Source organism: Actinomadura sp. 9N215 (assembly GCF_044326345.1).
Taxonomy (GTDB): Bacteria; Actinomycetota; Actinomycetes; order Streptosporangiales; family Streptosporangiaceae; genus Spirillospora.
Genome location: NZ_JBIRBA010000008.1, coordinates 108,311 through 134,603, shown reverse-complemented (window position 1 = coordinate 134,603; position 26,293 = coordinate 108,311). Strand labels below are relative to the sequence as shown.

25 protein-coding genes, 1 tRNA gene and 1 pseudogene are annotated in these 26,293 nt (G+C 71.0%); 6 read left to right on the top strand and 21 right to left on the bottom strand.

What is annotated here, in order from left to right; all coding sequences use genetic code 11:
- Window positions 1-80 precede the first annotated feature (80 nt).
- Entirely contained in the window at window positions 81-401 is a 321-nt protein-coding gene (locus ACH34T_RS15855) for a hypothetical protein (protein WP_395992866.1), read from the top strand.
- Between the two features lie 573 nt (window positions 402-974).
- Here ACH34T_RS15855 and ACH34T_RS15850 read toward each other — a convergent pair.
- The 3 genes from ACH34T_RS15850 to ACH34T_RS15840 form a co-directional block, all read right to left on the bottom strand.
- Window positions 975-2,162, bottom strand: a complete 1,188-nt coding sequence (locus tag ACH34T_RS15850; RefSeq protein ID WP_395992865.1) for an MFS transporter — start codon at window positions 2,160-2,162, stop codon at window positions 975-977.
- The gene (locus ACH34T_RS15845) at window positions 2,113-2,655 is read right to left on the bottom strand and encodes a hypothetical protein (protein WP_395992864.1); all 543 of its coding nucleotides are present in this window, start codon (window positions 2,653-2,655) and stop codon (window positions 2,113-2,115) included. Before ACH34T_RS15845 ends, ACH34T_RS15850 begins: the two co-directional genes overlap by 50 nt.
- 640 nt (window positions 2,656-3,295) lie before the next feature.
- Window positions 3,296-3,368: transfer RNA gene (locus ACH34T_RS15840), tRNA-Asn, on the bottom strand.
- Window positions 3,369-3,523: 155 nt separating this feature from the next.
- On the opposite strand from ACH34T_RS15840, the gene ACH34T_RS15835 reads away from it, so the two are divergent.
- A complete protein-coding gene (locus ACH34T_RS15835; protein WP_395992863.1) occupies window positions 3,524-3,802 on the top strand; it encodes a YtxH domain-containing protein in 279 nt (92 codons plus the stop codon).
- Here the strand turns inward: ACH34T_RS15835 and ACH34T_RS15830 are convergent.
- The 10 genes from ACH34T_RS15830 to ACH34T_RS15785 all read right to left on the bottom strand — a co-directional run bounded on the left by ACH34T_RS15830 (window position 3,799) and on the right by ACH34T_RS15785 (window position 13,547).
- A complete protein-coding gene (locus ACH34T_RS15830) occupies window positions 3,799-4,284 on the bottom strand; it encodes a hypothetical protein (protein ID WP_395992862.1) in 486 nt (161 codons plus the stop codon). The genes ACH34T_RS15835 and ACH34T_RS15830 overlap by 4 nt on opposite strands.
- Before the next feature lie 17 nt (window positions 4,285-4,301).
- Window positions 4,302-5,621, bottom strand: a complete 1,320-nt coding sequence (locus ACH34T_RS15825) for an MGH1-like glycoside hydrolase domain-containing protein (protein WP_395992861.1) — start codon at window positions 5,619-5,621, stop codon at window positions 4,302-4,304.
- A 154-nt stretch (window positions 5,622-5,775) separates the two neighbouring features.
- Window positions 5,776-6,582, bottom strand: coding sequence for an HAD family hydrolase (locus tag ACH34T_RS15820; protein WP_395992860.1), 807 nt, complete (start codon window positions 6,580-6,582; stop codon window positions 5,776-5,778).
- Window positions 6,579-7,691 carry a cysteine protease StiP family protein gene (locus tag ACH34T_RS15815; RefSeq protein ID WP_395992859.1) on the bottom strand — a complete coding sequence of 371 codons (1,113 nt, stop codon included), beginning with the start codon at window positions 7,689-7,691 and terminating at the stop codon, window positions 6,579-6,581. The genes ACH34T_RS15820 and ACH34T_RS15815 overlap by 4 nt, the downstream gene beginning before the upstream one ends.
- Window positions 7,688-9,100: a phosphoribosyltransferase family protein gene (locus tag ACH34T_RS15810; protein ID WP_395992858.1), complete on the bottom strand. Its 1,413-nt coding sequence runs from the start codon at window positions 9,098-9,100 to the stop codon at window positions 7,688-7,690. The genes ACH34T_RS15815 and ACH34T_RS15810 overlap by 4 nt, the downstream gene beginning before the upstream one ends.
- 44 nt (window positions 9,101-9,144) lie before the next feature.
- On the bottom strand, window positions 9,145-10,311 hold the full coding sequence (locus tag ACH34T_RS15805) for an HpcH/HpaI aldolase/citrate lyase family protein (RefSeq protein WP_395992857.1): 1,167 nt from the start codon (window positions 10,309-10,311) through the stop codon (window positions 9,145-9,147).
- Between the two features lie 21 nt (window positions 10,312-10,332).
- Entirely contained in the window at window positions 10,333-10,911 is a 579-nt protein-coding gene (locus ACH34T_RS15800) for a TerD family protein (RefSeq protein WP_395992856.1), read from the bottom strand.
- A 96-nt stretch (window positions 10,912-11,007) separates the two neighbouring features.
- Window positions 11,008-12,135 carry a DUF475 domain-containing protein gene (locus ACH34T_RS15795; protein ID WP_395992855.1) on the bottom strand — a complete coding sequence of 376 codons (1,128 nt, stop codon included), beginning with the start codon at window positions 12,133-12,135 and terminating at the stop codon, window positions 11,008-11,010.
- Between the two features lie 110 nt (window positions 12,136-12,245).
- Window positions 12,246-12,824 (bottom strand): TerD family protein, encoded by a 579-nt coding sequence (locus ACH34T_RS15790; protein WP_395992854.1) that lies wholly within the window; start codon window positions 12,822-12,824, stop codon window positions 12,246-12,248.
- Between the two features lie 147 nt (window positions 12,825-12,971).
- Entirely contained in the window at window positions 12,972-13,547 is a 576-nt protein-coding gene (locus tag ACH34T_RS15785; protein WP_395992853.1) for a TerD family protein, read from the bottom strand.
- A gap of 298 nt (window positions 13,548-13,845) precedes the next feature.
- Between ACH34T_RS15785 and ACH34T_RS15780 the strand changes: the two genes are divergently transcribed.
- Complete coding sequence (locus ACH34T_RS15780; RefSeq protein WP_395992852.1) at window positions 13,846-15,093, top strand: molecular chaperone DnaJ; 1,248 nt, start codon at window positions 13,846-13,848, stop codon at window positions 15,091-15,093.
- An 18-nt stretch (window positions 15,094-15,111) separates the two neighbouring features.
- Here the strand turns inward: ACH34T_RS15780 and efeB are convergent, their stop codons facing one another.
- The 6 genes and pseudogenes from efeB to dnaG all read right to left on the bottom strand — a co-directional run bounded on the left by efeB (window position 15,112) and on the right by dnaG (window position 21,633).
- Window positions 15,112-16,368, bottom strand: a complete 1,257-nt coding sequence (gene efeB, locus ACH34T_RS15775) for an iron uptake transporter deferrochelatase/peroxidase subunit (RefSeq protein ID WP_395992851.1) — start codon at window positions 16,366-16,368, stop codon at window positions 15,112-15,114.
- A 19-nt stretch (window positions 16,369-16,387) separates the two neighbouring features.
- Window positions 16,388-16,846, bottom strand: a complete 459-nt coding sequence (locus ACH34T_RS15770; protein ID WP_395993037.1) for an imelysin family protein — start codon at window positions 16,844-16,846, stop codon at window positions 16,388-16,390.
- Window positions 16,759-17,475 (bottom strand): annotated as a pseudogene (locus ACH34T_RS15765) (imelysin family protein); the annotation flags it as partial. The pseudogene ACH34T_RS15765 and the gene ACH34T_RS15770, both read right to left, overlap by 88 nt.
- 152 nt (window positions 17,476-17,627) lie before the next feature.
- Window positions 17,628-18,098 (bottom strand): YbjQ family protein, encoded by a 471-nt coding sequence (locus ACH34T_RS15760; RefSeq protein ID WP_395992850.1) that lies wholly within the window; start codon window positions 18,096-18,098, stop codon window positions 17,628-17,630.
- 317 nt (window positions 18,099-18,415) lie between these two features.
- Entirely contained in the window at window positions 18,416-19,561 is a 1,146-nt protein-coding gene (gene rpoD / locus ACH34T_RS15755) for an RNA polymerase sigma factor RpoD (protein WP_395992849.1), read from the bottom strand.
- 71 nt (window positions 19,562-19,632) lie between these two features.
- On the bottom strand, window positions 19,633-21,633 hold the full coding sequence (gene dnaG / locus ACH34T_RS15750) for a DNA primase (protein ID WP_395992848.1): 2,001 nt from the start codon (window positions 21,631-21,633) through the stop codon (window positions 19,633-19,635).
- A 378-nt stretch (window positions 21,634-22,011) separates the two neighbouring features.
- On the opposite strand from dnaG, the gene ACH34T_RS15745 reads away from it, so the two are divergent.
- Window positions 22,012-23,403 (top strand): ABC transporter ATP-binding protein, encoded by a 1,392-nt coding sequence (locus ACH34T_RS15745; protein WP_395992847.1) that lies wholly within the window; start codon window positions 22,012-22,014, stop codon window positions 23,401-23,403.
- Here ACH34T_RS15745 and ACH34T_RS15740 read toward each other — a convergent pair.
- Window positions 23,372-24,799, bottom strand: coding sequence for a PLP-dependent aminotransferase family protein (locus ACH34T_RS15740; RefSeq protein ID WP_395992846.1), 1,428 nt, complete (start codon window positions 24,797-24,799; stop codon window positions 23,372-23,374). The genes ACH34T_RS15745 and ACH34T_RS15740 overlap by 32 nt on opposite strands.
- Before the next feature lie 120 nt (window positions 24,800-24,919).
- Here ACH34T_RS15740 and ACH34T_RS15735 point away from each other — a divergent pair, with 120 nt between their 5' ends.
- The gene (locus ACH34T_RS15735) at window positions 24,920-25,519 is read left to right on the top strand and encodes a TIGR03086 family metal-binding protein (RefSeq protein ID WP_395992845.1); all 600 of its coding nucleotides are present in this window, start codon (window positions 24,920-24,922) and stop codon (window positions 25,517-25,519) included.
- Entirely contained in the window at window positions 25,516-25,926 is a 411-nt protein-coding gene (locus ACH34T_RS15730; RefSeq protein WP_395992844.1) for a hypothetical protein, read from the top strand. Before ACH34T_RS15735 ends, ACH34T_RS15730 begins: the two co-directional genes overlap by 4 nt.
- On the opposite strand, the gene ACH34T_RS15725 is transcribed toward ACH34T_RS15730, so the two are convergent.
- Complete coding sequence (locus tag ACH34T_RS15725) at window positions 25,890-26,267, bottom strand: MerR family transcriptional regulator (RefSeq protein ID WP_395992843.1); 378 nt, start codon at window positions 26,265-26,267, stop codon at window positions 25,890-25,892. The two genes, ACH34T_RS15730 and ACH34T_RS15725, sit on opposite strands and share 37 nt — an antisense overlap.
- Between the last annotated feature and the right edge of the window lie 26 nt (window positions 26,268-26,293).

The window sequence follows — 26,293 nt, the reverse complement described above, 5'->3', positions numbered from 1 at the left end:
GTCGGTTTAGTGAACGCGGTAGTCTGCGCGCATCCTCGTCCTGTAATCATGTGATGACCGTCCGTCACGAAAGGTCATCTATGAACAAGCGCCACGCCCTCACCGCACTCGCCGCCACAACCGCGATCCCCCTGACCGTCACCCCCGCCACCGCGACAGCCGCCCAGCCCACCCGCGCCTGCTCGACCTGGCAATACGTCACCGACCCCGGCAAGCCCATCTACAACGGCCGCGGAACCAGCACCGGCGTCAAGGACTACACCCGCAACAACGGCTTCATCAACGCCACCAACGTGGCCGGCGACTGGCGCACCGGCACCTTCTACACCGACCCCGGCCCCGACCGTTACGCAACCGGAAGCATCCACATCAGCCACGTCCACTACGTCCGCTGCTGGTAACCACCCAGGCTCTCTAGCGCTTTCGACGTGCCACAAGGCCTCCGCCGCCTATCCAAGGGGCGGAGGCCCGCCCGGGATCCAGCCGACCGCGCCGCACTCCCTACACCGGCCCGATCAGCCCGTCCGCCGGGAACCCCACTGTTCGCTTCCGCTCGCGACACCGCCCAGCCTCGTGCATCAACGGCTCCCGGCACCACATCACACATGGGCAGTCGACTTGACCCGCACAATGCGGCCCCGCGCCCGAGGCCGCCGCCCCGCCCTGACCCCCCACACGCAATGAGCAGGGGTTGGGCATCGTCAAAGGGCGGGCCAACGACCCGCACCGCACCCGGCTCCACGACGTCTACAGCTTTCTACTACGGCCACAGCCCGGGGCCCCTGCCGAAGGAACTTGAGAACACCCCGGCCCCGTTCATCGACGACGAATTCTGACCGGACGGCCGAAATATCACCCCACCGGGCCGATCACCGAGCCCGCTCGGCGAGCATCCTGCACGTGGAACTTCACCCGGGTGGACGGTATCGGCGTCGGCGGAACAGGCGCTTGACGTCACCAAGCGATTTCGCGGGTCACGTCCGCCGTGCGGGGTCGTCAAGGAGCCCGGCACCCAGCGGGATGGCCGCGACCAGGGCCGTCGTCAGAAGGAAGGCGATGGGAAGGGAGCCGTGATCGGCGATCTGGCCGATCGCCGCAGGAGCCGCCAGCCCGGCCACATAGGTGACCGTGACCAGTCCCGCGGCGCCGTCGGCCGGAGTGGGCCCGGCCCGTCCGGCCGCGGCGAAGGCGAGCGGTACGACGACGGCGACCCCCAGCCCGACCAGGCAGAATCCAAAGCCGCAGACCAGCGACGACCTGCTGGTGACGACCAGGAGGCAGCCGGCCGTTCCGAGGACGCCGCTGACGCGCACAGCGCCCGTCCGTCCCAGGACCCGTACGACTCGGTCACCTGACAGCCGGCCCACCGCCATGGCGATCGCGAACGCGCTGTAGGTGACGGCCGCCGCGCCATCACCCGCGCCCGTGACGGTCGTCTGGAACACCGCGCACCAACCGGCGACGCCGCCCTCGGCGAACATCGCGCAAAAACCGATGAGCCCGATGAGGAGAATCGGACGGGAAGGGAGGGAGATCTGACGGGTCTTGCCGCTTTCGCCTTCGCCGGACCTCTCCAGAAGGCCCGGGATCGTCATCATTGCGAGAGGGATGACGACCAGGGCGGTGGCGGCGAAATGAACGCGAGCGTCAATGTCCTCAGCCGCCGCGATCGCGCCGGCCCCGGATCCGAGGAGGGCCCCGACGCTCCAAGCGCCATGGAACCCGGACATCATCGATCGGCCCCGGCGCTTTTCGGCCGCCACCCCCTGCGCGTTGATCGCGACATCGGACAACGCCCCCGCGGCCCCGTACGCGACGCAGCCGGCGCACAGCAGGAACAGGTTGGCGGCGAGCACCGGGAGCGCCAGCGAACAGGCGAAACCGATCAGCAGGCAAGCCGTGCCCCGTGGCCCGCTGAGCCTTCTGACGGCTCGCCGCCCCAGGAGCGGTGCCGCCAGGCCACCGAGAGCCAACGCGAACAGGGCCAGCCCGAGCGAGCCTTCGTCGAGGTGATCGTGCTCTCGCAGCCACGGCACACGGCTCGCGAAGGTCCCTGACACGGTCCCCTGAATCAGAAAGGCCAGGAGGATCGCGGGACGTGTGCGCCGCGGGTCAGGAATCCGCTGCTCCGACCCGTCCGGCGTCGCCGTCGGCCGAGCCACCGCGGTCGGCCTGAACGAGCGCGGGCTCGCGCCAGGTGGCGAGCAGCGCCATGGTGAGCACCGTCATCACGATGCCCACCCCGCTGAAGACGCCGTCATCGAGTCCATGGATTCCGACGGAGAAGCCGGCGACGATCGCCACTACCGAGCTTCCCATGAAGATGAACCTGACGCCCCAATAGCCCAGTCTGGCCTTTTCCAGCGGACGCACACGAACGTAGTTCTCCCAGCCCATGTACTCCGGGCCGGCGCGTTTCTCGATCCTGTCCGAGACGTATTCCGCGCAACGGCAGATCGTGTGCGCGAAGTTGAGCCAGTAGACGGCCAGGAGAAGCGAGATGATCGGATAGGTGAAGACGATGGTGGCGTTCTTGGACTGGAACCCGACCGAGACCACCGTGCCGAAGGCGATCATCGTGAGCGCCACGAGCTGGGACTGGAGTTCGATGAGCTTGAGGATCTCCGCTCGGAGGCTCTCGTACTCGGCCACCATGAGGGCCACGCCGTCCCCCGGCCGCAGGCCGAGCTCCGTAGTGGCCCTGTCCTGGGCGTCCAACGAAGGATCCATCGGCCCACGAGGTGCGCTGACCACGCCGTTCGCTCCCTCTGACGTCGACTGCTATCACCACGGGTGAGACGGCATCACCACGAGTAATGAGAGCACACACGAGACTTCCGGACAGGCCTTGACCGCCTCCGGCCAGTGAGTAACGCACGCCTCCTCAAGTCAGTCCGGCGTCGGCACCTTCACGACTGCCGATGTCCCGCATGATCACTGCGCAAATCAGCCTCAGCCCCCGGCTGATTCTCCACCGCCTCGACGCGAGTTGGATCGGGCGGGAACGAGCACACGAACCAGACCCAAGCCGGAAGGGGTGGGGGCGGAGCCCCCCACATCGAGGGTCCGGGGGCCGCCCCCGGAAAGACACAGCGGGCCACGGCGAAGGCGCACCGAGCAAGAAGCGCCGCCTCGGCTCCCCCGAAAACACCTGAATACAACCCCGAGCCGCAACCGGGAGCGGGCGTGGGGGCGGAGCCCTCACACCGGGGGTCCGGGGGTCGCCCCCCGGGAGGACACTGCGGGCCACGGCGAAAGCGAGCGAAGCCCGCTGAGCACACCACCCCTGCCTCGGCTCCCGCGATTGGACTCGAACCAATAACCTGCCGGTTAACAGCCGGCTGCTCTGCCGATTGAGCTACGCGGGATCGTTCGTGTGGCCGGGGCGTGGGCCCCTGGCGGCGGGTCTAGGTTAGCGCATGTCCGGGGCTGTTCGCGCACCCGTTATTCGCGTCCTGGCACGGGTGGAGGGCCTGTTGGCGGGTATGGGGGTGGGACGAATCCGCCGTCAGTGGGAGTAAACATGAAAGCTCGCATGATGTTCATGGCAGGCGCGGCGATCGGTTACGTCATGGGGACGAAGGCCGGCCGCGAGCGGTACGAGCAGATCAAGCGGCTGTCGCAGCAGGTGTCGGAGAACCCGAACGTCCAGGAGGCCGCGGGCAAGCTGCGGGCCAAAGGCGAGGAGTTCGCCGGGGCGGCCAAGGGGAAGGCGGAGCATCTGAAGGAGCGGGTGCCGGAGCAGATGCCGGGGCGTCACAAGGCCGTCGAGGACGAGCAGTCGCAGGTGTACCCCGGCTAGAGGCCGGTCTGGCGGCGTAGGTCTTCGAGGACCTGTTCGGCTTGGGCGCGTAGGCCCGGGTCGGACGGGTCCAGGCCCGCGTCGAACACGAACGTCCAGCGGACGTCGCCGCCTGTGGTCGGGCGGCGGCCGGCGATGCGCACTTTGCCGCCGCCGGGGAGCATGGCCTGGTGGCTGACGGCGATGGTGGCGGTGACGCGTTCCCGGACGATCTCAGGCACCGATCCCGGGTCGGTGAGGCGGACGTGGTGCTCGGCGCGGGACGTTTCCTGGACGTGGAGCCACCCGTCCTTCCAGGTGGCGTGGTCGACGCGTTCCCAGGGGACGCGCGTGAACCCGCCTTCCGGGGTGGGGACGTGCAGGGCGGTGGTGGTGGCGGCGACGTGGGAGCCGCCGCGGGTGGGGGCGGTGGCGAGGACGCGTTCGCCGCGTTCGAGGGCGAGGGCGTCGCGGAGCTTGGAGCCCACCCGGTGCAGGCGCATGCCGCCACCGTATGCGATCAGGCGGCCTGGGGGGCGCGGCGGGCGCCGAGGAGGTCGAGGACGAGGGCGGCGGACCAGGCGTAGTCGTGGCTGCCGCGTCCGGTGCCGTCGAAGGGGTCGAAGAACTCCCGGAAGCCGGACTGGCGGACGAGCCGCATCGTGGAGCCGTAGAGGAGGTCCGCGACGACCGGCAGGTCGTGCCCCAGGGCGCCGTACCAGACCAGCCAGTTCGTGCTGATCCAGGTGGGGCCGCGCCAGTAGCCGCCGCGGTCGAACGCGGGGGCCTGGATGTCGCAGGTGGGCACGGGGTATCCGGCGGCTCCGGCGAAGCGGGCCGAGAGCAGGAGGTCGACGAGGTTGCGGACGATCGGGGCCGGCAGGTCCGGGTCGAGGAGGGGCCCGAACGCGCCGACGGTGATGACGGGCAGCAGCCGGTCGTCGCGCAGGTCGCGGGCGCGGAAGCAGCCGGTCTCGGCGTCCCAGAGCCGGTCGAGGATCGCGTGGTGGACGCGCCGCGCGCGTTCGCGGTGCGGGACGGGGTCGGCGCCGACAAGCTCGGCGATCTCCGCGAGCGCGTGGGTGGACGCCAGGTAGATCGCGTTGACCAGGGGGTCCTCGACGGCGAACGGGTGCTCGTCGCGCAGGTAGCCGGGACGGTATCCGGCCTCCCGCATGAGCGCGACGAGCCACACGTACCGGTCGTAGTCCTCGCCGGTCGGGAGGGTGTGGGAGCGTTGCGCGGGCGCGTACGCGGTCGGGGGGAGGCGGAGGGCGCCGAGCGGACGGTCCCAGGCGGGGCTGTTGTCCAGGCCCGACTCCCAGGGGTGGCAGATCGCGATGAGGCCGCCGGAGCCGAGGTCGCGGGCGCGGGCGAGATAGCGGTGCTGGGCGTTCAGCAGCGGGTAGAGGCGGGCGAGGAAGGCCCGGCTGCTCTCCCCGTCGGTGGCGCTTTCGTGCAGGCGGAGCGCGGTCAGGGCGTGCAGCGGCGGCTGGGTCAGGCCGGAGGTGTGGACGCCGCGCGGCGCGGACGGCTGCCGTTCGCTGCGCCACAGCTCGGGGCCGGGGAAGAACGCGTGCCGGGCGAGGCTGGTGTCGAACACGATGTGCGGGAGCATCCCGTCGGCCCACTGGCCGCGGAACAGGCTGATCAGTTCGGCCTCGGCGCGGTCGCGGCGGCAGCGGGCGAGGCCCATGCTGATGAAGGCCGAGTCCCAGCTCCACTGGTGCGGGTACAGGCCTGGGGACGCGGCGGTGGCGGTCCCGGTCCAGTTCGCGTCGAGCACCCTGGCCGCGGCCTTCCACAGCGCGGTCTCGTCGCCGGTCAGACGGGTGCTCATGTGATCAGGGCGACCTCCTCCCGGCGAAAGAAAGGCTCCTGAGCCTGAGGGCTCACCGTGATTGTCACCTCAGAACGCCGCCGCTGCGACCCCTTGGGGGACGTCGCTTGTCAACGGCCGGCGGGCCTTGACCGTGAATATTTACAGCCCTTGGTCACGGGGCGGCCGCGCGCTCCAGCAGCCAGTCCGCGATCTCCTGGCCTGCGAGGACTCCGCGAGCGGCGGTGACGGCCGTGGACAGGGACGTCCAGCCGGTGTCGTGCAGCTCGCCGTGGGCCGGTCGGATGGACAGGTCGGTGGCTTCGAGGAGGTCGATGTCGAGGAGCGAGTCGCCGGCGGCGAGGGTCGTGGATGCGCCCGTCCGGCGGGCGATCTCCGCCGCGGCGGCGGCCTTCGTCAAGCCTGCGGGCAGGCAGTACACCTTGCGGCCTTGCAGGGACGTCCGCCAGCCGCGCTCGGTGCACCAGGCCGTGAGGTCGTCCACCCATCCTGGTGGGAGCGCGGCACGGTCGACGACGGTGTAGGCGAACAGGTCGGATGCGGTGCGTCGCTTTAGGGCGAAGTCACCGCTCGTCTGGACGAGGTGCTCCTGGACGGCCGCGAGCGGGGCGCACCCGTCGGCGACCCGTGCCCGGACGGACGCCGACCACTCCGCGTCGTCCACGCCGTCCACGAGTAGGTGGCCGCCGTTCGCGCAGATGGCGTAAGGGGCGGGTTTCTCCAGCAGGTGCACGCGCCTGTACTGCTCCGGTGTGCGTGTCGTGGTCGGGACGAACGTCGCGGTCTTCGCCAACGCTTCGAGTGTGCGCGCGGACGCTTCCGTCATGTAGGAGAGCGGCGCGCCCTGGTAGAACTCCACGCAGAGTAGGCGCGGCATCGTCTCGTCAGGCCCGTCCAAGGCGAACGCTGCGGTGGAGTAGATGAGCGTACGGTCGAGATCGGAGCACACCAGGACGGTCACTGAACGGCTCCCTTGCCAAAGCGCGGGTGGATGAATCCCATGCAGGCGTAGGGGAAGCGGTCAGATTCGACGTCGATGACTGGCACGCCGCGTTCGTCGGCCAGCAGCCTGATGTGGGTGACCTCGGGGCCCGCGTCCTCCCGGACGAGCACCTTCCATGGAACGCGGCGCAGAAGGACACGTGTGGTCTCGCCTATGCCCGGCTTGACGAGGTTCAGGTCGTCGATGCCGTCGGCGTGGGCGCAACGGTGGACGGCCTCCCAGCCAGACCAGTCGGGCGTCCGGTCGGCGGACCGCAGGCCGGGCAGATCTTTCGCGACCCGTTCGGCGACGTCCGCGAAACGGGCGCACACGGCGTCGAGGAACAGGGCGGACACGTCGTCGTCCGCCAGATCGGCGTAGAACTTCGCGCCGTGGAAGTCGCCGGGGCCGATCAGGTCGTCGTTCAGGACGGTCCGGCTGACCAGGCCGGAGACGGTCGAGTTGAGGCACGCGGACGGGATCAGGTAGTCGTCACGCGTCCCGTAGAGGGACGTGCAACGGCCCGGATCGGCCAGCACCGCCAGGTCGGAGGGGAACGGGAGCGGTGCTAGGGCGGCCGCCAGTTCGCGCGTGATCGCGCCCTTGCCCGTCCAGCCGTCGACGAACATCACGGAGGCCGGGTCGTGGTGCTCGGCGAGGTAGCGCAGCGCCTCCGTGTCGATGCCGCGGCCACGGACGATGCTGAGCGTGTAGTGCGGGACGTCCAGGCCGTGCGCGAACCGCGCCCAGCGGCGCAGCAGGATCCCGACCGGCGTGCCCGCGCGCGCCAGGGACGCCAGGACCATCCCCGGGCCGCGCTCGGCGAGGATCATCTCCGTGACCAGGCCGGTCGCGTACGCGATCCGCTCCGCCGACGCGTCCAGGGCCTTGTGGAACAGCCTGCGGTACTCGGGGCCCGGCTGGTACTCCACCGGCAGCGACTCGGCGTAGTGGGCGCGGCCCGCCTGGATCGCCGCCTCGCGCTCCTCCGTGGGCGCTTCGAGCCGGACGTGCGAGAGGTCCTTGAGCAGCCACGCGACGTCGTCCGCGGGATAGCTGCCGAAGGACGGACCGTACAGCGGCTTCACCCGCCCCTCCTCGGTGGAGCGTCCTTCCTCGGTGGAGCGTCCCTCCTCGGCTGAACGCCCGTCCTGGGCTGAACGCCCTTCCGCGATGGGACGGTCGCGAGCAGCGTGGGCGCGAGCGCGCGCAGGCGTCGCAGAAGGCCGTCGGCGAGCGCCGGGGTGTCGGCGATGTCGTCCACGACCAGCACGATGCGGTCGAAGCCGTCCTGGGCCGATGCCGGGGCGACGTTGTAGGCGTAGCGCTCTCCTGGCCCGTCGGCCGGATCGTCGTGCGACGGGAAGGTCAAGCGCGTCCTGATCGCGTACCCGGGGTCGTCTACGGCGAGGACCGGCGAACGGGTGGTCGTCGAGTACCGGACGTCCACACGCGGCAGCACGTCGGCGAGCGCCTCGGCCAGCCGCAGCGGGGCGTACATCAGCTCCTCGAACCCCAGCACGAGCACGCGGGAGGCGCCGTCGCCCATCCCGGACGCGATGGCGTCGGACATCCGTGCCAGGTCCTTCTCCAGCCGATCCCTGTGTTCGGGCAGGAAGCCGTGGCGGCCTCCGTCTGGAATCCCTGCGGGCCAGTCCAGTTCGACTCGCGACACGTCGAACGCAGTAGGGGCCTCGGACGGACGCGTCGGCCGCGCGGTGAGTTCGTCGACGAGCGTCTGCCCAGCCTCCAGGACGCCCGCCGGAAGCTCCACCTGCCCGGAGGCCAACGCCACCGCGTCTATGCGGGTACCAAGCCGATCGGCGAGTTCCTCCATCCGCGCCCTGTCGGCAGGGCCGCGCAGGTCGACCAGAGCCGCCAGGACGTAACGACCCCTAGGCCGGACGGCATGCAACGCCTCGATGGTGTTCAGGACCGTCCGTCCGGTGGAGAGCTCGTCGTCCACCAGCACGACGGGCACGTCACGGTCGAGCGCGGCGGCATCGGCGGGCAGCAGAAGATGGCTCGTGGCGTGGCTGTGCTCCTCCTCGAACCCTCCGTACGTGGCGAAGCCGGTGACGGGACGGCGAGTCGAGTGCAGGTAGTAGGCGCTTCCTAGGGCGTCCGCTACCGAGTGGCCCAGGGCGGTGGCCGTTTCCGCGTAGCCGAGCACGATCGCTTCCATGGGAACCTGTGGTGCACGCAGAAGGTCACGCAGGCCCGCCGCCGCCCCCGGAACACCCCGTAGGGCATCAGCGAGAAGACCGGGCCCAGACGGCTGCTCAGCGCGCAGGCGCGCGCGCACGAGCTCACCGAGCAGAAGCCCCGACCCGTACACGAGCCGTGGATCGGTCGGGACGTGCTTGCCCAGCACCGCCGAAACCAGCAGATGCGCACGCCGCGGATTGCGCCGCACCGCGAGCCCGACCAGATCGGCCAGCCCCGCACCGGCCGGAAGGGCGTCGTCCACGAGCCGCACGCCGAGACGCGACGCCACCCACGAACCGGGCCAATCGGCCGAGAGGCTGGGCGAGGGCGACGTCACCGGCTGCCCGCCGCTTCCAGCAGCTCGACGAACGTCACGCCCTCCGCCGCCACGCCGAACACGCGGGCGCGCAGCATCAGCCGCTGCGCCCAGGCGCGGTGCGGTTTCGCCTCGTTCATCTTGTTCGCATAGGAGCTGGCCATAGCGCCTCCCCCGGTGACACCCAGGATATCGGCGGCGTCGCAGTACTCCTCGTGCGTCACCACCGACAGCGCGTGCACGGCCGCCACATGGCTCGGATGGATCACGGTCTTGCCGATGAGGCCGTTCGCCTTGTCCAGATGCACCTCGCGGATCAGGCCGTCCAGGTCGGACGTGATCAGCCGCTGCCGCAGCGGCGCCGCCCGCTGCCGGTCGAACGGCGACTGCCTGAGCTGCGGCTTGAACATCCGCTCCCCCGCCGAGAAGTACTCCCAGACCGGGCCGGTCACGACGTATCCGGTGCCGTCCGCGCGGCCGAGGATGTTCACCACGTCGCAGATCACGCCCGCGACCGGCCGGATGTCGTAGATCGTCAGGTCGGGCGGGCGGCGCAGTCCGTACGCCGCGGACATGTCGGTCGCCCCGATCCGGACGGCCAGGATCCGCCGCCGGTGCTTGGCCAGCAGCCGCGCCACGTCGTACAGCATCTCGGTGCGGGTCTCGGCGTACACCGCCTCCGGGCTCTCGATCACCGGCATCGCGAGCAGCCGCTGGCCCGTCCGGGCGGCGGCGTCCGCCAGCGCGTCGAGGAACGCTCCACCGGCGGACGCCGTGAACTTCGGCAGCACGAACCCGCTGACCAGCACCGCCGCGTCGCCCAGCCGGCCGATCAGATCGCCGATCTGGCGGGGATCGCGGACGCGGACGAACAGCAGCGGCACGTCCCGCGTCGCCTCGCCGCGGCCGTGCAGCGTCCGCAGCTGCGCCACCAGGTTCGCCTCGCCGGCCGCGACCTCGTCGTCGGCGATCGCGTCCTCCAGGCACACGACCATGCTCATCACGCCGCGCCGCGCCGCCCGCTCGATGTCGTCGGCGAGGACGGGCCGGGTGGCGGGGCTGTACAGCGTCGCGCCCAGCGCCACCCCCAGCACCGCCGGGTCGTCGTGCCGGTCGAAGGGCCGCGGATGACGGTAGAAAAGATGCTTACGACGCGCGGCGTCGATGTGATCGAAATGCCGCATGGACGCCTCGTCAGACGCGGTTCACAGGTGGGTCGACACGGCCGGCAGCAGATGCTGGAACGTGCGGCCGGTCGCCGTCGCGCCGATCGCCGTCATCGACCAGCCCTCGCCGTCCCGCGACACCTTCGCCATGATCTGCGCGTTGTGCTGACCGGCGCCGGTCAGGTCGTAGCGCGCGATCTCCTGCCCCGTGGTCTCGTCGACCAGGCGGCAGAACGCGTTCTCGATCTGGGAGAAGTCCTGGCCGGTGAAGGAGTTCACCGTGAACACCAGCTGGGTGACGTTGGCCGGGACGTTCTGCAGGTCGACGTTGATGACCTCGTCGTCGCCCTCCCCCGCGCCGGTCAGGTTGTCGCCGGTGTGCTGGACGGACCCGTCCTTGCTGCGCAGCTGCCGGAACCACACCTGGTCGGCGAGGTTGCCGCTGCCGTCGAACAGCAGGCACGACGCGTCTAGGTCGATGTTGCGGGGCTTGCCCTTCCCGAACAGGCCCTTCTTGGCGACGGCGTCCCAGCCGAGGCCCATCCTGACCCGGGTGAGCGTCCCTCCGCCGGGCTTGGTCAGCGAGACCTTCTGCCCCTTCTGCAGCGAGATGGACATCGTTCGGCTCCCTTGGTGATCGATGTGTGTCGCGGGCTGGGGATCTGCCGATGAGCGGACTCCGGCGGCCGGCGGCGGCCGGTCCGCCGAACCTCGTTACTGGATCTTGGAGCTGGGTTCCAGCGGCTTCTCGGCGCCGTCGCCGGCCGCCGGGCCGCCGGACGCGCCGTCCTCGCCCCGGTTGCGCACGACGGAGCTCACGAACGCCGCGATGATCAGGCCGGCGCCGAGCCCGCCGGTGATCCATTCGGGGACGTGGTGGCCGATGCCGACCAGCATGCACACCGCGAGGGCCCCGATCGCCCAGTGCGCGCCGTGCTCCAGGTATATGTACTCGTGCAGGGTGCCCTTGCGGACCAGGAAGACCGTCAGCGACCGGATGTACATGGCGCCGATGCCGAGGCCCAGCGCGATGACGATCGGGTCGGTGCTGATCGCGAACGCGCCGATGACGCCGTCGAAGCTGAACGAGGCGTCCAGCACCTCCAGGTACAGGAACAGGAAGAACCCGGCCTTGCCGGTCGCCAGGACCAGCGAGCCAGGACCGGACCGCCGGGCCGGAGCGCCCTCCTCGCCTTCGCCCTCTTCCTCGTCGTCCTCGCCCGCTTCGGAGAACAGCTCGCCGAGCCCGTTGACCAGGATGTAGGTCACCATGCCAAGCACGCCGGCGATCATCACCTGGCCGGGGTCGTCGGCGGACTGCCACGCCACGAACGCCAGCGAGCCGCCCGCGACGACCACGGCGAGCTGGTCGAGCTTGCCGATGCGGGCGAGCGGGCGCTCCAGCCACGGCAGCCACTTGTCGGCGCGCTCCTCGAACACGAAGTCCAGGAACAGCATCAGCAGGAACATCCCGCCGAACGCCGCGATCATCGGGTAGGCGTCGTTCATCAGGTGGTGGTACCGGTCCGAGTCGTTCAACGCCAGGTCGAACGCCTCGTACGGGTTCAGCTTGGCCGTGATCCCCACGATCAGCAGCGGGAAGATCAGCCGCATCCCGAAGACCGCGATCGCGATGCCGATCGTCAGGAAGATCTTCTGCCAGAAGGGGCTCATGCGGTCGAGCACCTTGGCGTTGACCACGGCGTTGTCGAACGACAGCGAGATCTCGAGGACGGCCAGCACGGCGACCAGGGCCAGCCCGGTCGGCCCGTCATAGAGCAGGGCGATGAGCAGGCCGACGGCCGTGACGCCGAAGGACCATCCGAAGGTGCGAAGAATCATGCGCGTATTTCTGCTAGGAAGGACGGCCGGGCGTGGCGGCCTGGGATGCGGAGGCGCCGGCGATCTTCCGGTGACCGACCGACGACGACCTCCTCAGCCTACGTGGCGCCTCAGCCTACGTTGACGCCGAAATCCATGGCGATGCCGGCGAGCCCGGAGGCGTACCCCTGGCCGACGGCCCGGAACTTCCATTCGCCGCTGTGCCGGTACAGCTCGCCGAAGACCATCGCCGTCTCGGTGGAGGCGTCCTCGGTGAGGTCGAAGCGGGCGAGCTCGTTGCCGTCGGTCCGGTTGACGATCCGGATGAACGCGTTGCGGACCTGGCCGAAGCTCTGCTGCCGGTTGTCGGCGTCGTAGATCGACACGGGGAACACGATGCGCTCGCACTCGGCGGGCACCGTGCCGAGGGCGACGTTGATGGACTCGTCGTCGCCCTCGCCCTCACCGGTCAGGTTGTCGCCGGTGTGCTCGACGGACCCGTCAGGGCTCTTCAGATTGTTGAAGAACACGAAGTGCTGGTCGGACATCACCTTGCCGGTCGAGGCGAGCATCAGCGCGGACGCGTCGAGGTCGAAGTCGGCGCCGGTGGTGGCGCGGACGTCCCAGCCGAGGCCGACCGTGACCGCCGTGAGGTTGGGGGCGGCCTTCGTCAGCGAGACGTTGCCGCCCTTGGCGAGTGAAACCCCCATGTTCGGGCCACTCCCTTCCTGGTGTGTCTGTGTCTACTACGAGCGTGTCTACTACGAGCGTGCTACGAGCCTGTGTACTACGAGCCCGGTGTGCTGCGGGACGTCTTCTGTGGGATTTGCGGACCTGGCCGGAGTTCGCGGACCTGCTCAGAGGTTGACGCCGAAGTCCAGCGCGATGCCGGCGAGCCCCGACGCGTAGCCCTGGCCGACCGCGCGGAACTTCCATTCCGTCCCGGAACGGTACAGCTCGCCGAAGACCATCGCGGTCTCCATCGAGGCGTCCTCGGACAGGTCGTACCGCGCCATCTCGGCGCCGTCGCTCTGGTTGAGCACGCGGATGTAGGCGTTGCGGACCTGCCCGAAGTTCTGGCCCCGGCCGTCGGCCTCGTAGATCGACACGGCGAAGGCCACCCGCTCGGCCGTCGCGGGCATCGCGCCGAAGTTGATCTTGAGTTGCTCGTCGTCGCCCTCGCCGGCGCCGGTGGTGTTGTCGCCGGTGTGCTCGACCGCGCCGTCGGGGGTCCGCAGGTTGTTGAAGAACACGAAGTGCTGGTCTGTGATGATCTTGCCGGAGGCGTCCAGCACCATCGCGGAGGCGTCCAGGTCGAAGTCGGTGCCGGTGGTGGTGCGCAGGTCCCAGCCAAGACCGACGGTCACCGCGGACAGGCCGGGGGCCTGTTTGGTGAGCGATACGTTGCCGCCCTTGCTGAGACTGACACCCACGATGGGCCTCCAAGATCGCATGCCGTTGTTTCGGACGCCGCGCCGGCGCCCAGCCTGTCCGACGTTGCAGCGATGCTATCCGTTCCAGTCGCGGCGGAGCATTACCCGAAGAGCCTCGCAATTCACCCACATGCGGGACAGGTCAGGCGCGCGAATCCGGGCCGTCTGCGCCAGACTGGGCAGGGACGGCCAGACTGAACATCCTTCATCCGGCCTGCCCCGCCGCGGCACAGGGCTTTGCAGGGCGGACGGGCAGGATGAAGAGTGTTGACTGGGCAGGGACCGAGGGGAGGCAGCGTTGCGGGGAGCGGGCGACCAGCGCCGCCGTAACCGGGGGGCGCAGGCGGCCTCCGGGGCGATCGAGGCCAGAGAGGCGGCGTCGACCGCCTTCTACGACATGGACCAGGCGCAGAAGTACATCGACGGCCGCGTCACCGTGTTCGAGGACCTGGACGCCAAGGCCGCCGAACCCGTCCGCCGGGAGTTCACCGGGCTGGCCGAGTCCGCCGACGCCGCCGCCGTGGCGTACATCTCCGTCCTGGACGCGCACGACGTCGATGACCAGGACCGGACACCCGCCGAGTACGACGCCGCCCGCCGCGCGTTCGTCGCGTCCACCGAGCGGCTCCAGCACATCACCCGCAACCTGAACGGCTTCGCCGAGCGCCTCGCCCCGAAGATGGCGCGGCTGGAGGCCGCCCTCGACCAGCTCCCGCCCCGCCTGACCGCCGCCCGCGACGCCGTCGCCGCCGCCGACGCCGCCGTGGCCGCCGCGGCCCGGGCCGGGATGGACGCCTCCGATCCCGAGGCCGAGCTGGCCAGAGCGAAGGAGATCCTCGCGCAGCTCGGCTCGCAGGGGCTGGGCGGGCTCGGCCTGGACGGAGCGATGCGCAAGGCCGAGGAGGTCCGCGAGATCGCCGAGCGGGCGCGCGAGGGCGCCGCCGAGCTGCCCCAGATGGCGCAGAAGGTCCGCAACTCGCTCGCGTCCGCCCGGACCCGCGTGGACGTCGTCGCGAACCGCGTAGGGCCTGTGAAGGACGCGATGAAGGTCCTGCTGCGCGGCTACTCGCAGGCCTGCTGGCAGGACCTCAAGGGCGCGCCTGAGTCGATCGAGTCGGCCGTCACGCGGGCGCGGGAGCGGCTGAACGAGGCGTCCGCGCACACGTCCCGCGCCGAGTGGAAGCAGGCGCAGCAGGCGCTCACGGCCGCCCGCACCGAGTTGAACGCGGCCGACCGGCGCGCCGGGCAGGTCACCGGACGCCTCGACCAGCTGAAGGCCGTCGCCGCCGACCCGTCCAAGCCGGTGGAGAGCGTCCAGTTCGCCGTGCGGGACGCGCAGCGCCTCGCCATGGCCCAGCCGGGCGGGGCCGCGCCGCAGCACGCCAGGGTGCTCGACTCGCTCGTCGAACGGCTGGAGGCCGCGCCGAACCGGCTCACGGGCTCCCATCCGGACTACTGGGCCTACCTGCAGGAACTGGAGTCGATCAAGACGGCGGCCGGCGACGTCGTGGCCCGCATCCGCGCCGAACGCGCCGCGCAGGCCTGAGCGGGGCTGAGCGGGGCGCTAGGCGAAGAGGGTGTCGCCCCAGTGGCCGCCCTTGCGGACGCCCGGCGGGCACGCGTAGACGCCCGATCCGACGTGCTGGATGTACTCGTTCAACGCGTCGCCGGCCAGCGAGTTCTGGACCCGGACGAACCCGGTGCGCGGGTCGCGCTGGAAGGCGATGAAGAACAGGCCCGCTTCGAGGCGTCCGAGACCGTCCGACCCGTCGGTGAACGAGTAGCCGCGCCGCAGGATCCTGGCGCCGCCGTTGGAGTCGGGGTGGGCGAGCTTGACGTGCGCGTCCGGCTTCATCCTCGCCAGGACGGGCCTGTCGCGCTCCTTCGCGCCGCCGACCGGGGCGCCCTCGCGCTTGTCGCGGCCGAAGATGTCCTCCTGCTCGCGCAGCGACGTCCGGTCCCACGTCTCGATGTGCATGCGGATGCGGCGGGCGACCAGGTACGTGCCGCCCGCCATCCAGGCCGCGCCGTCGCCGCCGTCCCCCACCCACACGTGCTCGCCGAGCAGTGCCGCGTCGGTCGCGGCGATGTTGTCGGTGCCGTCCTTGAACCCGAACAGGTTGCGCGGCGTCTGCGCGTCCGGCGTCGTCGACGACGTCTTGCCGAACCCCAGCTGCGACCAGCGGACCGCGACCACGCCGAACCCGATGCGCGCCAGGTTCCGGACGGCGTGCACCGCGACCTGCGGGTCGTCCGCGCACGCCTGCACGGCGATGTCGCCGCCGCTGCGGTCGGGATCGAGGTCGTCGCCGGGGAAGTGCGGCAGGTCGACCAGCGCCGCCGGGCGGCGCGATTTGAGGCCGAACCGGTCCTTGCCGTCCTTCTCGAACAGCGTGGGGCCGAACCCGATCGTGAGCGTGAGGCGGGACGGCGGCAGGCCGAGCGCCTCGCCGGTGTCGTCCGGCGGCGCCACCGCGACCCCGCCGACCGCGCCGTCACCGACCGGGCGGCCCGCCGTCATGGCCGCGGCCGCGTCCGTCCAGTCCTTGAGCATCCGGACGAGTCTGGCCCGGTCGCCGGTCGTCACGTCGAACGCCGCGAAGTGCAGCCGGTCCTGGACGGGCGTGGCGATGCCCGCCTGATGGGCGCCGTGGAACGCGACGGCCGCGCCCGCCTCGCCGTCCGCGTCCTGGTCGGCGGACGCGACCCGGTCGAGACCGGCCCCGGCGGCGGCTCCGACCAGCAGGCTCGCCCCGGAGAACCCGAGCATCCGCCGCCGCGACAGCCCGGGACGCGTCCCGCCGCTCTCCGGCTCCGTCATCTCGCCGCCCGCCCTTCGGTTACTTCGCCACGACTTCGGCGAGCTTCGACAGCGGCTCGCCCAGCGCGTTCACCGCGTCGGCGAGCTCCTTGCGGTCGCCCTTGCCGACCTTGTCGTAGGAGACGTAGCCGTCGCCCTTCTCGTGCTTCCGCAGCAGCGCCTCGACGGCGCCGAAGCCGCCGTCGAGGTCCTTGGCGAGCTGCGCGTCCCGCTCCTGGACGACCGGCTTGAGCAGCTCGTAGATCTTCTTCGCGCCGTCCACGTTCGCCTTGAAGTCGACGAGGTCGGTGTGGCTGAACGCCTCCTCCTCGCCGGTGACCTTGCCGGTCGCGCCTCGTCCAGCAGCTCCTTCGCGCCGCCCGCCATGTCGTTCACCGGGTCGAGGGTGAGGCCGGGGAGGCGCGACTTCAGGACGTCCAGGTCCTGGAGCAGGCGGTCGCCGTACTTCTCCTTGCCCTTGACGGAGCCGTCCTCCCAGAGCGCCTTCTCCAGCAGGTGCCAGCCGGACCAGTCCTTCTTCTCCGCCGGCTTCAGGTCGGCCTCCCGGGCGTCGACCTTGGGGTCGATGTCGCCGAACTTCTCCGCGACCGGCTCGATCGTCTCCCACCCGACGCGGGACGGCGCGTACAGCTCCTTGGCCTTGCCGACGTCGCCCTTCTTGACGGCGTCCACGAACGTCCGGGTCTTGGCGATCGTGTCGTCGAGCCGCGCGATCACGAACGTCTTGTAGTCGGCGGCGGCCTGGTTCAGCCGCTGGTCGCCGCCCCCGGCCGCCGTGCCCGCGCCGGTGACGGTGACGTCGTGGGACGGGCCCTTGCCCGTCTGCCCGGCGCTGCACAGCAGCTTGAACTTCCCGGCGGGCAGGTTGACCACGAAGTCGACGCTGGTGCCGGGGCCGATGTTCTCCCGCTCGGCGAGGATCTTGCCGTCCGGCTTGATGACCTCGAACTCGTTGACCTTCGAGCCCTTGTTGCTGACCTTGAACGTCGTCTTGCCTGCGGTGAGGTCCGTCCTGGACACCTCGCAGGTGTCGTCGGTCGCCGTCACGGGGATGGCGCCCGCGGCGTCCGCCTTGTCGTCACCGCCGCACGCCGACAGCAGGGACATCGACATGGCGGCGGCGCCGGCGACGGCGAGCGCGGAGACAGGACGCATGACGGGCTCCAGGACACTGCGGGTGGTTAGGCCGACCTAAGTTAGTCAAACCTAACCTCCGCAGGTCAAGAGGGCCAGCCGGGCGGCCGCTGGACGGGCCCGTCTCAGCGCGGGCGGTCCTGGAGGCCCATCGTGAGGTTGCGCGCGACCATCGGCGGGCCGCCGGGCTGCGGTTCGCCGTAGGGCGGCGGCTGCTTCTGCTGCTGCGGATGGGGGTGCTGCTGCTGCGGCGCCTGGTCGCGCGGCTGCGCCTGCGCGGGCTCCGCCCAGACGGCCGTCCCGTAGGCGCAGACCTCAAGGCCGCCGCCGACCGCGACCGTGTCGAACCGCATGCCGACCACCGTGTTCGCGCCCTTGCGGCGCGCCTCCTCGCCGAGCCGGTCCACCGCCTCGCGGCGGGCGGCGCCGAGGCCGGCCGCGGGCCGCTCCCCCGTCACCCGGAACGTGGCGCTGCTCCCGCCCTGCCCGGGCTGCGGCGCGGCGCCCTGATCGGCCTGCACGGCCGACCCGAGGACCTCTCCGAGCACGCTCCTGATCTCGTACCCCGCCACGCCATCAGTCGTCACGATCAGCATGACCACCACGGTAAATCACCGTCCGGACGAAATGCGACGCATTGCCCCAACAGCCGTCCTGACAACGGCCACGAAAGCCGTGGCCGGCGGACCCGTCCCGTGTGCCCGCCACCGCTCCGATGGCACCACCGTTTCGGGTGCCGTCGACCGCCCGGCAGGCGGCCACCGCCTCGCGGGCAAGCCCCCGTTTCCCGCGTGGGGGCGGGCGTCCGGCGCGCATGCGAGCGCCCTCCCGGCGGTGGTGCCGGGAGGGCGGTCGTACCGGTGTGTCGTCGCTCTCGGTTCGGCTCTGTCAGGTCGGCTCGCCTGGCGGGGCGTCAGTCGAGATATTCGCGGAGCATCTGGGCGCGGGACGGGTGGCGCAGCTTCGCCAGGGTCTTCGACTCGATCTGGCGGATCCGCTCCCTCGTCACGCCGAACTCCCTGCCGACCTCCTCCAGGGTGCGCGGATGCCCGTCGGTCAGGCCGAAGCGCAGCTGGATGATGCGCTGCTCCCGTTCCGACAGCGTGCCCAGGATGTCCTCCAGCTGGTCCTGGAGAAGGATGAACGCCGCGGCCTCGATCGGCACGACGGCGTCCGCGTCCTCGATGAAGTCGCCGAGATCGGAGTCTTCCTCCCCGATCGGCGACTGGAGCGAGACCGGTTCCTGCGCTATCCGCTGGATCTCCACGACCCTGAGGGGCGACAGGCCCATCTCCAGGCCGATCTCCTCGGGGCTGGGTTCACGGCCGAGGTCCTGGTGGAGCTGCCGCTGCACCCGGACCAGCTTGTTGATCGTCTCGACCATGTGCACCGGGATCCGGATCGTTCTGGCCTGGTCGGCGATCGCGCGGGTGATCGCCTGCCGGATCCACCAGGTCGCGTAGGTCGAGAACTTGAACCCCTTGGTGTAGTCGAATTTCTCGACCGCACGGATCAGTCCGAGATTTCCCTCCTGAATCAGGTCGAGGAACAGCATTCCCCGGCCCACGTAGCGTTTCGCGATCGAGACCACCAGCCGCAGGTTGGCCTCGATCAGGCGTTGCTTCGCCCGCGTGCCCTCGCGGGAGAGCTGTTCGAGGTCGAGCAGCTCGCCGCGGGCGAGGACGGCGGTCTGCGCCATCTTCTCCTCGGCGAACAGTCCCGCCTCGATCGATTTCGCGAGTTCTACTTCATCTTCTGCCGTTAGAAGCGGTACGCGACCGATCTCTCTCAGGTAGATCCGAACCAGGTCGCTCGTCGGCGCCCGCTTGCCGAGGTCACCCTCGTCCGCTCGCGTGACGTCCTCGGTCTCCTGCTGAGACTCGAGAACCTCCACCCCCTGCTCTGCGAGCATCCGGACGACCCGTTCAAGGGAGTCGTCCGGCAAGTCCGAGCGATCGAGCGCGGCAGCGACGTCCTCGACGGTCACGCCGCCGCGTTCTCTACCACGTGCGACGAGGTCCGCCACCTGATCAACCGATGGCGCCTCGCTTGGCAGCACCGAAGGGCCCACCCAGACAGTTTGCGTCACATGGGGCCAAGATCACAGGACCTATTTTGCGGTCCCTTGACTTACTGTGACCCGATCCCTCGCTCCCGCAACACCCGTCTCTGCTGCTCAAGCGCGACAAGATCGCCGAAGAGCCGGTGGTACTCCTCGGGGGCCTCGACCGGATTCAGCCGCCCGAGTTTAGATTTCGCGCTGGCGATCATGCGCGTGAGCTGGCGTTCCTGTATTCGGGCCAGCAGGTCGGCGGCATAACGGTCGTCCGAATCCTGGGAAGCCCGCGCGGGCTCCACCCCGAACTTGGTGATCAGGTCTCTGACCTGGTCATTGGGCGCCTGTTCGAGGAGATGGGCCACCCATTCGGCGACGTTGCCCGCCGCCTTCACGCCCCCCGCCGCCGCGATGACCGCGCGCACCGCGGCGTGCGGCGGCGCGATGAACGCGTCCGCGGGGACCTCGTCGAACGCCGGCCCCAGCACCGCAGGACGCTGGACGGCCAGTTTCAGCAGTTCCCGCTCCCGCTGCACCTCCGGATCGCTCGGATCGAACGCCGGCCGCCCGGCCCCCGCCGCGTCGGCCGCGTGGCGTCCGTCTTCACCGCCATTCTCGACCGGACCGCCGGTGTCGCGCCCGTTGCCCGCGCGGCCGTTTCCGGTCCGGCCGTTTCCGGCCCCGCCGTCTCCCGGCCGGTGGTTCCCGCCCCTGCCGTTGCCGTGCTGGGGGCGGCCGTGCCGCCGGGCGGCCAGCTCGCGGACGCGCCGCAGCACGAACTGCTCGTCCATGATCCCGAGCCAGCGGTCAAGGTTGACGGCGTACATGTGGCGGCGCGAGCGGTCCTTGATGGCGGCGACGACCGGGGCCGCCGCGTCCAGCGCGCTGAGCCGCCCCTCCACGGTGTCGAGGTCGTGCTGCTCGATCGCGCTGCGCACGGCGAACTCGAACAGCGGCAGCCGCGCGGCCACCAGGTCGCGGACCGCGGCGTCGCCGTGCCGGATGCGCAGGTCGCAGGGGTCGAGCCCGTCCGGCTGGATGGCCACGAACGTCTGCGAGACGAACTTCTGCTCGTCGTCGAACGCGCGCAGCGCCGCCTTGCGGCCGGCCGCGTCGCCGTCGAAGGTGAAGATCACCTCGCCGCGGAACTCGTCCTGGTCCATGAGCAGGCGGCGCAGGACCTTGATGTGGTCGTCGCCGAACGCCGTGCCGCAGGTCGCGATCGCCGTCGGGACGCCCGCCAGGTGACAGGCCATCACGTCGGTGTAGCCCTCGACCACCACGGCCTGCCGCCGCCGCGCGATCTCCTTCTTCGCCAGGTCGGCGCCGTACAGGACCGAGCCCTTGTGGAAGAGCGGCGACTCGGGGGTGTTCAGGTACTTGGGACCGTCGTCGTCCTCGTAGAGCTTGCGGGCGCCGAACCCGATGACGTCGCCGGACAGGTCGCGGATCGGCCACATCAGCCGGCCGCGGAACCGGTCCATCGGCCCGCGCCGCCCCTCCTTGGCGAGGCCGCCGGCGACGATGTCGCGGTCGGCGAAGCCCCGGCCGCGCAGGTGCCGGACCAGGCCCTCCCACTCGCGGGGCGCGAACCCCACGCCGAAGTGGCCGGCGTCGGCCGGCTCGAAGCCGCGCTCGGACAGGAACCGGCGGCCGATCTCGCCGTCCGGCGAGGCCAGCCGCTCCGCGTAGTACTCGGCGGCGGCCTTGTGCGCCTCGACCAGCCGGGCACGCTGGCCGCCGTCCTGCCGGGGGCCGCGTCCGCCGCCGTCCTCGTAGCGCAGCTGGACGCCCGCCTGCGCGGCGAGCCGCTCCACCGCGTCGCCGAAGGACAGGTGCTCGATCTCCTGGACGAACTTGATGACGTCGCCGCCCGCCTCGCAGCCGAAGCAGAAGTACAGCCCGCGCGAGGGCGTCACGTTGAACGACGGCGACTTCTCGTCGTGGAACGGGCAGAGGCCCTTGAGGTTCCCGCCGCCCGCGCTGCGGAGCTGCAGGTACTCGCCGATCACGGCGTCGATGGACGAGCGCTCCCGGACGAGTGCGATGTCCTCATTGCGAATACGGCCTGCCACGACGTAGGAGTCTACGGCGCTGTCCCGACATCCGGTGCGCCGCAAGCCCTAACGGGCCGCGTCCCGCCGCGGCGGCCGCCATCGGGGACCTACCGGCCGCGCCTCGTGACCTACCGGCCGCCACCGGAGACCTAGCGGTCGCCATCGGAGACATACCGGTTGGACGGCGGTGGCATACCAGTCGAGGATCGGGGGCGGACCAGCCGCGTCCCGGACGGAAAGCGGCCTGGATCATCCTTCGGTGACCGGAATCTGGTGTTTCGTGGCCGGACTCGGCCGATCGGGCCGCCTGGCACGCCGGATCTACTATGGACAACACGGACCGTCGCACGATGTGATGACGGACCCAGTTTTTGCCCCACCCCCCAGGCGGACCCGATGACGGATGTAGTACTCGACGGCGTCGACAAGGTGTATCCGGGCGGGGTGATCGCTGTCCGGAATGTCCGGTTGAAGATCAACGACGGCGAGCTGTTCGTGCTGCTCGGGCCGTCCGGGTGCGGCAAGTCCACGATCCTGCGCATGATCGCCGGGCTGGAGGAGATCACCAGCGGCGACCTGTGGCTGAACGGGACGGTCGCCAACGACCTGCAGCCGCGCGACCGGAACGTCGCCATGGTCTTCCAGGAGGGCGCGCTCTACCCGCACCGCACGGTCAAGGGCAACATGATGTTCCCGCTGGAGGTCTCCGGCGACGACCGCGCCGAGGCGCACGCGAAGGTCCTCGAACTGGCCCGCGCCCTCGGCATCAACGCGATGATCGACCGGCTGCCGCGCACCCTGTCCGGCGGCCAGCGGCAGCGCGCCGCGATCGGCCGGGCGCTGATCCGCGAGCCGTCGCTGTTCCTCATGGACGAGCCGCTGTCCAGCCTCGACGCCGGGCTGCGCACCGAGCTGCGCGTCGAGATCGCCGCGCTCGTGCGCTCCACCGGCACCACCACCGTCTACGTCACCCACGACCAGGTCGAGGCCATGACGATGGCCGACCGGATGGCGGTGCTGCGCGACGGCGTCCTGGAGGACGTCGGCACCCCCGAGCAGATCTACCAGGACCCGGCGACCGTGTTCGTCGCCGCCTTCCTCAGCTCGCCGCCGATCAACCTGCTGCACGCCACCCTGTGGGCCGTCGAGGGCGAGGGGCTGCTGCTCGACTTCGGCCCGCAGCGGCTGACCGTCCCTTGGAACGACCCAAGGGCGTCCTCGCTGATCAGCCATCACGGGCAGTCCGTGACCGTCGGGATACGTCCCGACATCCTCGTGCCGATCGCGCCAGGCTCGCCGGCTCCGGCCGGGACCGTCCTGTCCGGGCAGGTCCGCGCGCTGGAGTTCCACGGGCACGAATGGCTCGCCTACGCCGAGTCCGGCATCCCCACGGTCGACGCGACCGAGGTGGGACGGCCCGCGGCGCCCGCGTCGTACGAGCCCGAGCGCCCCGGGCTGCGCGACCGGCTCAAGACCCTGCTGGGCAGGCCGTCCGAGCAGGCCGAGGAGCCGATCGAGGAGCACGCGGGGCACCACCGCCGCCGGGCCGACCTGATCTTCCGCATCGCGCCGGGCGACCGTCCGGACCGCGGCGACCATGTCGCGCTGACCGTCGACCTCGAAAGGGTCCTCTTCTTCGGCGCCGACGGGAAGCGTGTCACGCCCGTCCACCGGACGCCGGAACGCAAGACCCGGAGCGTCCGGGCGGCCCACGAGAGCCCAACCCCCACACGAAGTTCCAGCTCCCCGCGGAGCTCTAGCTCCCCACGACCCGGCGCAGGCGGCTGATCCCCGCGTCGATCTCCGGGAGCGTGACGGCTCCGTAGCCGAAGACGAGCCCCCGGACCGGCGGCGGCGCGGTGACGGCGAACTCCGACAGCGCGAACAGGCCGATGCCCGCTTCGAGGGCCTTCCGGGTGATCGCGGCGTCGTCCGGCGCCGCTTGGCCTCCGTCGTCGAGAACGGCGCTCAGGTGCAGCCCGGCCTCCGCCGGGACGACGGTCAGCCGGTCGCCGAGCAGCCGGTCCACCAGCTCGGCGACCCGCTCGTGCCGCGCCCGGTACTCGCGGCGCGACCTGCGGATGTGCCGGGCGAGCAGCCCCTCGTCGATGAACCTCGCGAGCGCCGCCTGTGCGGGCAGCTCGGCGTGCCAGGACGAGACGTACCGCGCCATCCGGAACGCGCGGTGCAGCGACGGCGGCGCCACGAGGAACCCCAGCCGCAGCACCGGACGCATGATCTTGGAGAAGGTGCCGGTGTAGAGGACACGGCCGTCCTCGTCCAGGCTCTGCAGCGGCTCGATCGGACGGCCGCCGTACCGGTACTCGGTGTCGTAGTCGTCCTCGACGATCACGACGTCCCGGCGCCGGGCCCAGTCGAGCAGCGCCCTGCGGCGCGGCAGCGACATCGGCATGCCCAGCGGGAACTGGTGGGACGGCGTGACGTACACGGCCCGCGCCTCGGCGGGCAGGAGGTCGACCCGCAGCCCCTCCGCGTCGACCGGCACGCCGCGGACCCGCATCCCCGCCGCCGCCAGCAGGATCCGGACGGGCGGGTAGCCCGGGTCCTCCACGGCGACGACGTCGCCCGGCTCCAGCAGCACCCGGACGATCAGGTCCATGGCCTGCTGCGTGCCCGACGTGACGACGACGTCCCCGGCGCTCGCCCGCACGGACCGCGAGACCCCCACATGCCGGGCGATCGCCTCGCGCAGCCCGGACAGGCCGGCCGGGTCGCCCGCGGACGCGGGCTCGTCCAGCGCGGACGACCGGAGCACCCCCGACATGATCCGCCGCCACGCCTCGTAGGGGAACAGCCCCACGTCCGGCAGCCCGGCGCGGAAATCCCAGGTGATCCCGGGCATCGGCCGGGGCCAGGCGGACACGTGCTCCCACACGTCCCGCGGCCGCAGCGGCGACGCCGACGGAGCGCCCCGGGCGGCGGACCCGCCCTCCAGGACGAACGTCCCGGCGCCGACCCGGCTCGTCAGGAACCCCTCGGCACCGAGCCGGTCGTAGGCGACGCCGACCGTGTTGCGGGAGATCTCCAGCCGCCTCGCCAGTTCCCTGGTCGGCGGGAGCGCCTCGCCGGGGCGGAGGCGTCCGTCCAGGATCGCGGCGCGCAGCTGCCGGTAGATCTGGCCCGCGAGGTCCCGCCGCCCCACCAGGCTCACGTGCAGGTCCAACGGCCCTCCCCTCGGCCTCGGCCGGTCCCGATCCGCATGGGCCGGTCCAGAATCGGCTCAATCATTCTCTACGATTTTGGCCCTGTACCTGGTCCTCTGCGCCTTCCTAGCGTGGACGTCATGGATCTGCTGACCGAACTGCTCACCACCGACTTCCGGCCCCTGGACCGGAAGGCGTCCGATCTCTACCTCTCCGCGGTCGCGCAGGTGAAGCCGGACGCGCTCGCCCTGCCCACGCCGTGCCCCGACTGGACCCTGCACGGCCTCCTCCGCCACCAGGTCAGCCAGGACGAGGGCTTCGCCGCGGCGGCCCGCGGCGACGGCGCCCGCCTGTCCGCCTGGCGCGGGGGCGACCTGGGCGACGACCCCTACGCCGCGTCCCTGGCGTCCGCCGACCTCGTGACGCGGGCGTTCGCGGACGTCGCGCTCGACGCCCGGCTCGCCCTCCCCGAGATCCGCGACGGCGGCGCCCTCCCGGCCGCGCTGGCGATCAGCTTCCATTTCGTGGACCTGGTCGTGCACGCGTGGGACGTCGCCGCCACCGTCGGCGTCCCCTGGGAGCCCGCCGAGGAACTCGTCACCGCGTCCCTGAAGGTCACCGCGATCGTGCCCGACGACGGCCGGGGCCCCGGCGACGCGTTCGCGCCGAGGCTGGACGCCCCGCCGGACGCCGCCCCCAAGGACCGGCTGCTGACCCTCCTCGGCCGCTCGCCGTCGTGATGCTGCGAAGCCCCTGGCGGGACGGGCCGTCCAGCGCGGCGGGGCCCGTCCTCGTCAGCGTCACCGACTTCACGTGCGCGAACCCGCTCGACCTGCCGGCGATCTACCGCGCGGGCATGGACCTCCGCCGGAGCTGGCCGGACCTGGAAGGCGCCGTCGGGCTCTGGCTGTGGTCCCTCCCCCTGCGGCGCAGATCCGGCTCCGTCTCGGTCTGGGACGACGAGGCCGCGCTGAAGCGGTTCGTCGCCTGGCCGCCGCACGTCGCGATCATGCGACGCTTCCGGAGCCGCGGGACGACCCGCGCCCACACCTGGGAGGCGGACCGCTTCGACCGCGCCGGGACCTGGACCCGCGCCCTCCGCGTCCTCGATCAGGCGGGGAGGCCGTCACAGAGCGCGCCCCGGTAGAGGCGGATCTTCCACTGGATCTGCTCCTGCTGCTCCCGCAGCTTGGCGATCCGCTCCTCCACCCGGCGGTCGTGCTCCAGCAGCAGGTCGAGCCGCTCCTGCACGGTGTCGCCCTCGCCGCGGGCCAGCTCGGAGTAGCGGAGCATCTCGGCGATCGGCATGCCCGTCCCGCGCAGGCACTGGAGCATCTCCAGCCAGGCCAGGTCGTCGTCGCTGAACACCCGGCGCCCCGACGTGTTCCGCGCGATGCCCGAAAGCAGCCCGATCTTCTCGTAGTAACGCAGCGTGTCGATGCTGAAGCCGCTCTTCTCGGCGGTCTCCGCCGGGGAGTAGAAACTCACGCCGTTCAGGATCCCACCTGGAGTGC

Bases quoted from the DNA above. Each gene is read 5' to 3' on its own strand.
- ACH34T_RS15745 (WP_395992847.1), top strand. From the start codon at position 22,012: ATGACGGATGTAGTACTCGACGGCGTCGACAAGGTGTATCCGGGCGGG.
- ACH34T_RS15800 (WP_395992856.1), bottom strand. From the start codon at position 10,911: ATGTCCATCTCGCTGCAGAAGGGGCAGAAGGTCTCGCTGACCAAGCCC.
- ACH34T_RS15805 (WP_395992857.1), bottom strand. From the start codon at position 10,311: ATGCGGCATTTCGATCACATCGACGCCGCGCGTCGTAAGCATCTTTTC.
- ACH34T_RS15790 (WP_395992854.1), bottom strand. From the start codon at position 12,824: ATGGGGGTTTCACTCGCCAAGGGCGGCAACGTCTCGCTGACGAAGGCC.
- ACH34T_RS15795 (WP_395992855.1), bottom strand. From the start codon at position 12,135: ATGATTCTTCGCACCTTCGGATGGTCCTTCGGCGTCACGGCCGTCGGC.
- ACH34T_RS15825 (WP_395992861.1), bottom strand. From the start codon at position 5,621: ATGAGCACCCGTCTGACCGGCGACGAGACCGCGCTGTGGAAGGCCGCG.
- ACH34T_RS15735 (WP_395992845.1), top strand. From the start codon at position 24,920: ATGGATCTGCTGACCGAACTGCTCACCACCGACTTCCGGCCCCTGGAC.
- efeB (WP_395992851.1), bottom strand. From the start codon at position 16,368: ATGACGGAGCCGGAGAGCGGCGGGACGCGTCCCGGGCTGTCGCGGCGG.
- ACH34T_RS15830 (WP_395992862.1), bottom strand. From the start codon at position 4,284: ATGCGCCTGCACCGGGTGGGCTCCAAGCTCCGCGACGCCCTCGCCCTC.
- ACH34T_RS15845 (WP_395992864.1), bottom strand. From the start codon at position 2,655: ATGGTGGCCGAGTACGAGAGCCTCCGAGCGGAGATCCTCAAGCTCATC.
- ACH34T_RS15760 (WP_395992850.1), bottom strand. From the start codon at position 18,098: ATGCTGATCGTGACGACTGATGGCGTGGCGGGGTACGAGATCAGGAGC.
- ACH34T_RS15835 (WP_395992863.1), top strand. From the start codon at position 3,524: ATGAAAGCTCGCATGATGTTCATGGCAGGCGCGGCGATCGGTTACGTC.
- ACH34T_RS15855 (WP_395992866.1), top strand. From the start codon at position 81: ATGAACAAGCGCCACGCCCTCACCGCACTCGCCGCCACAACCGCGATC.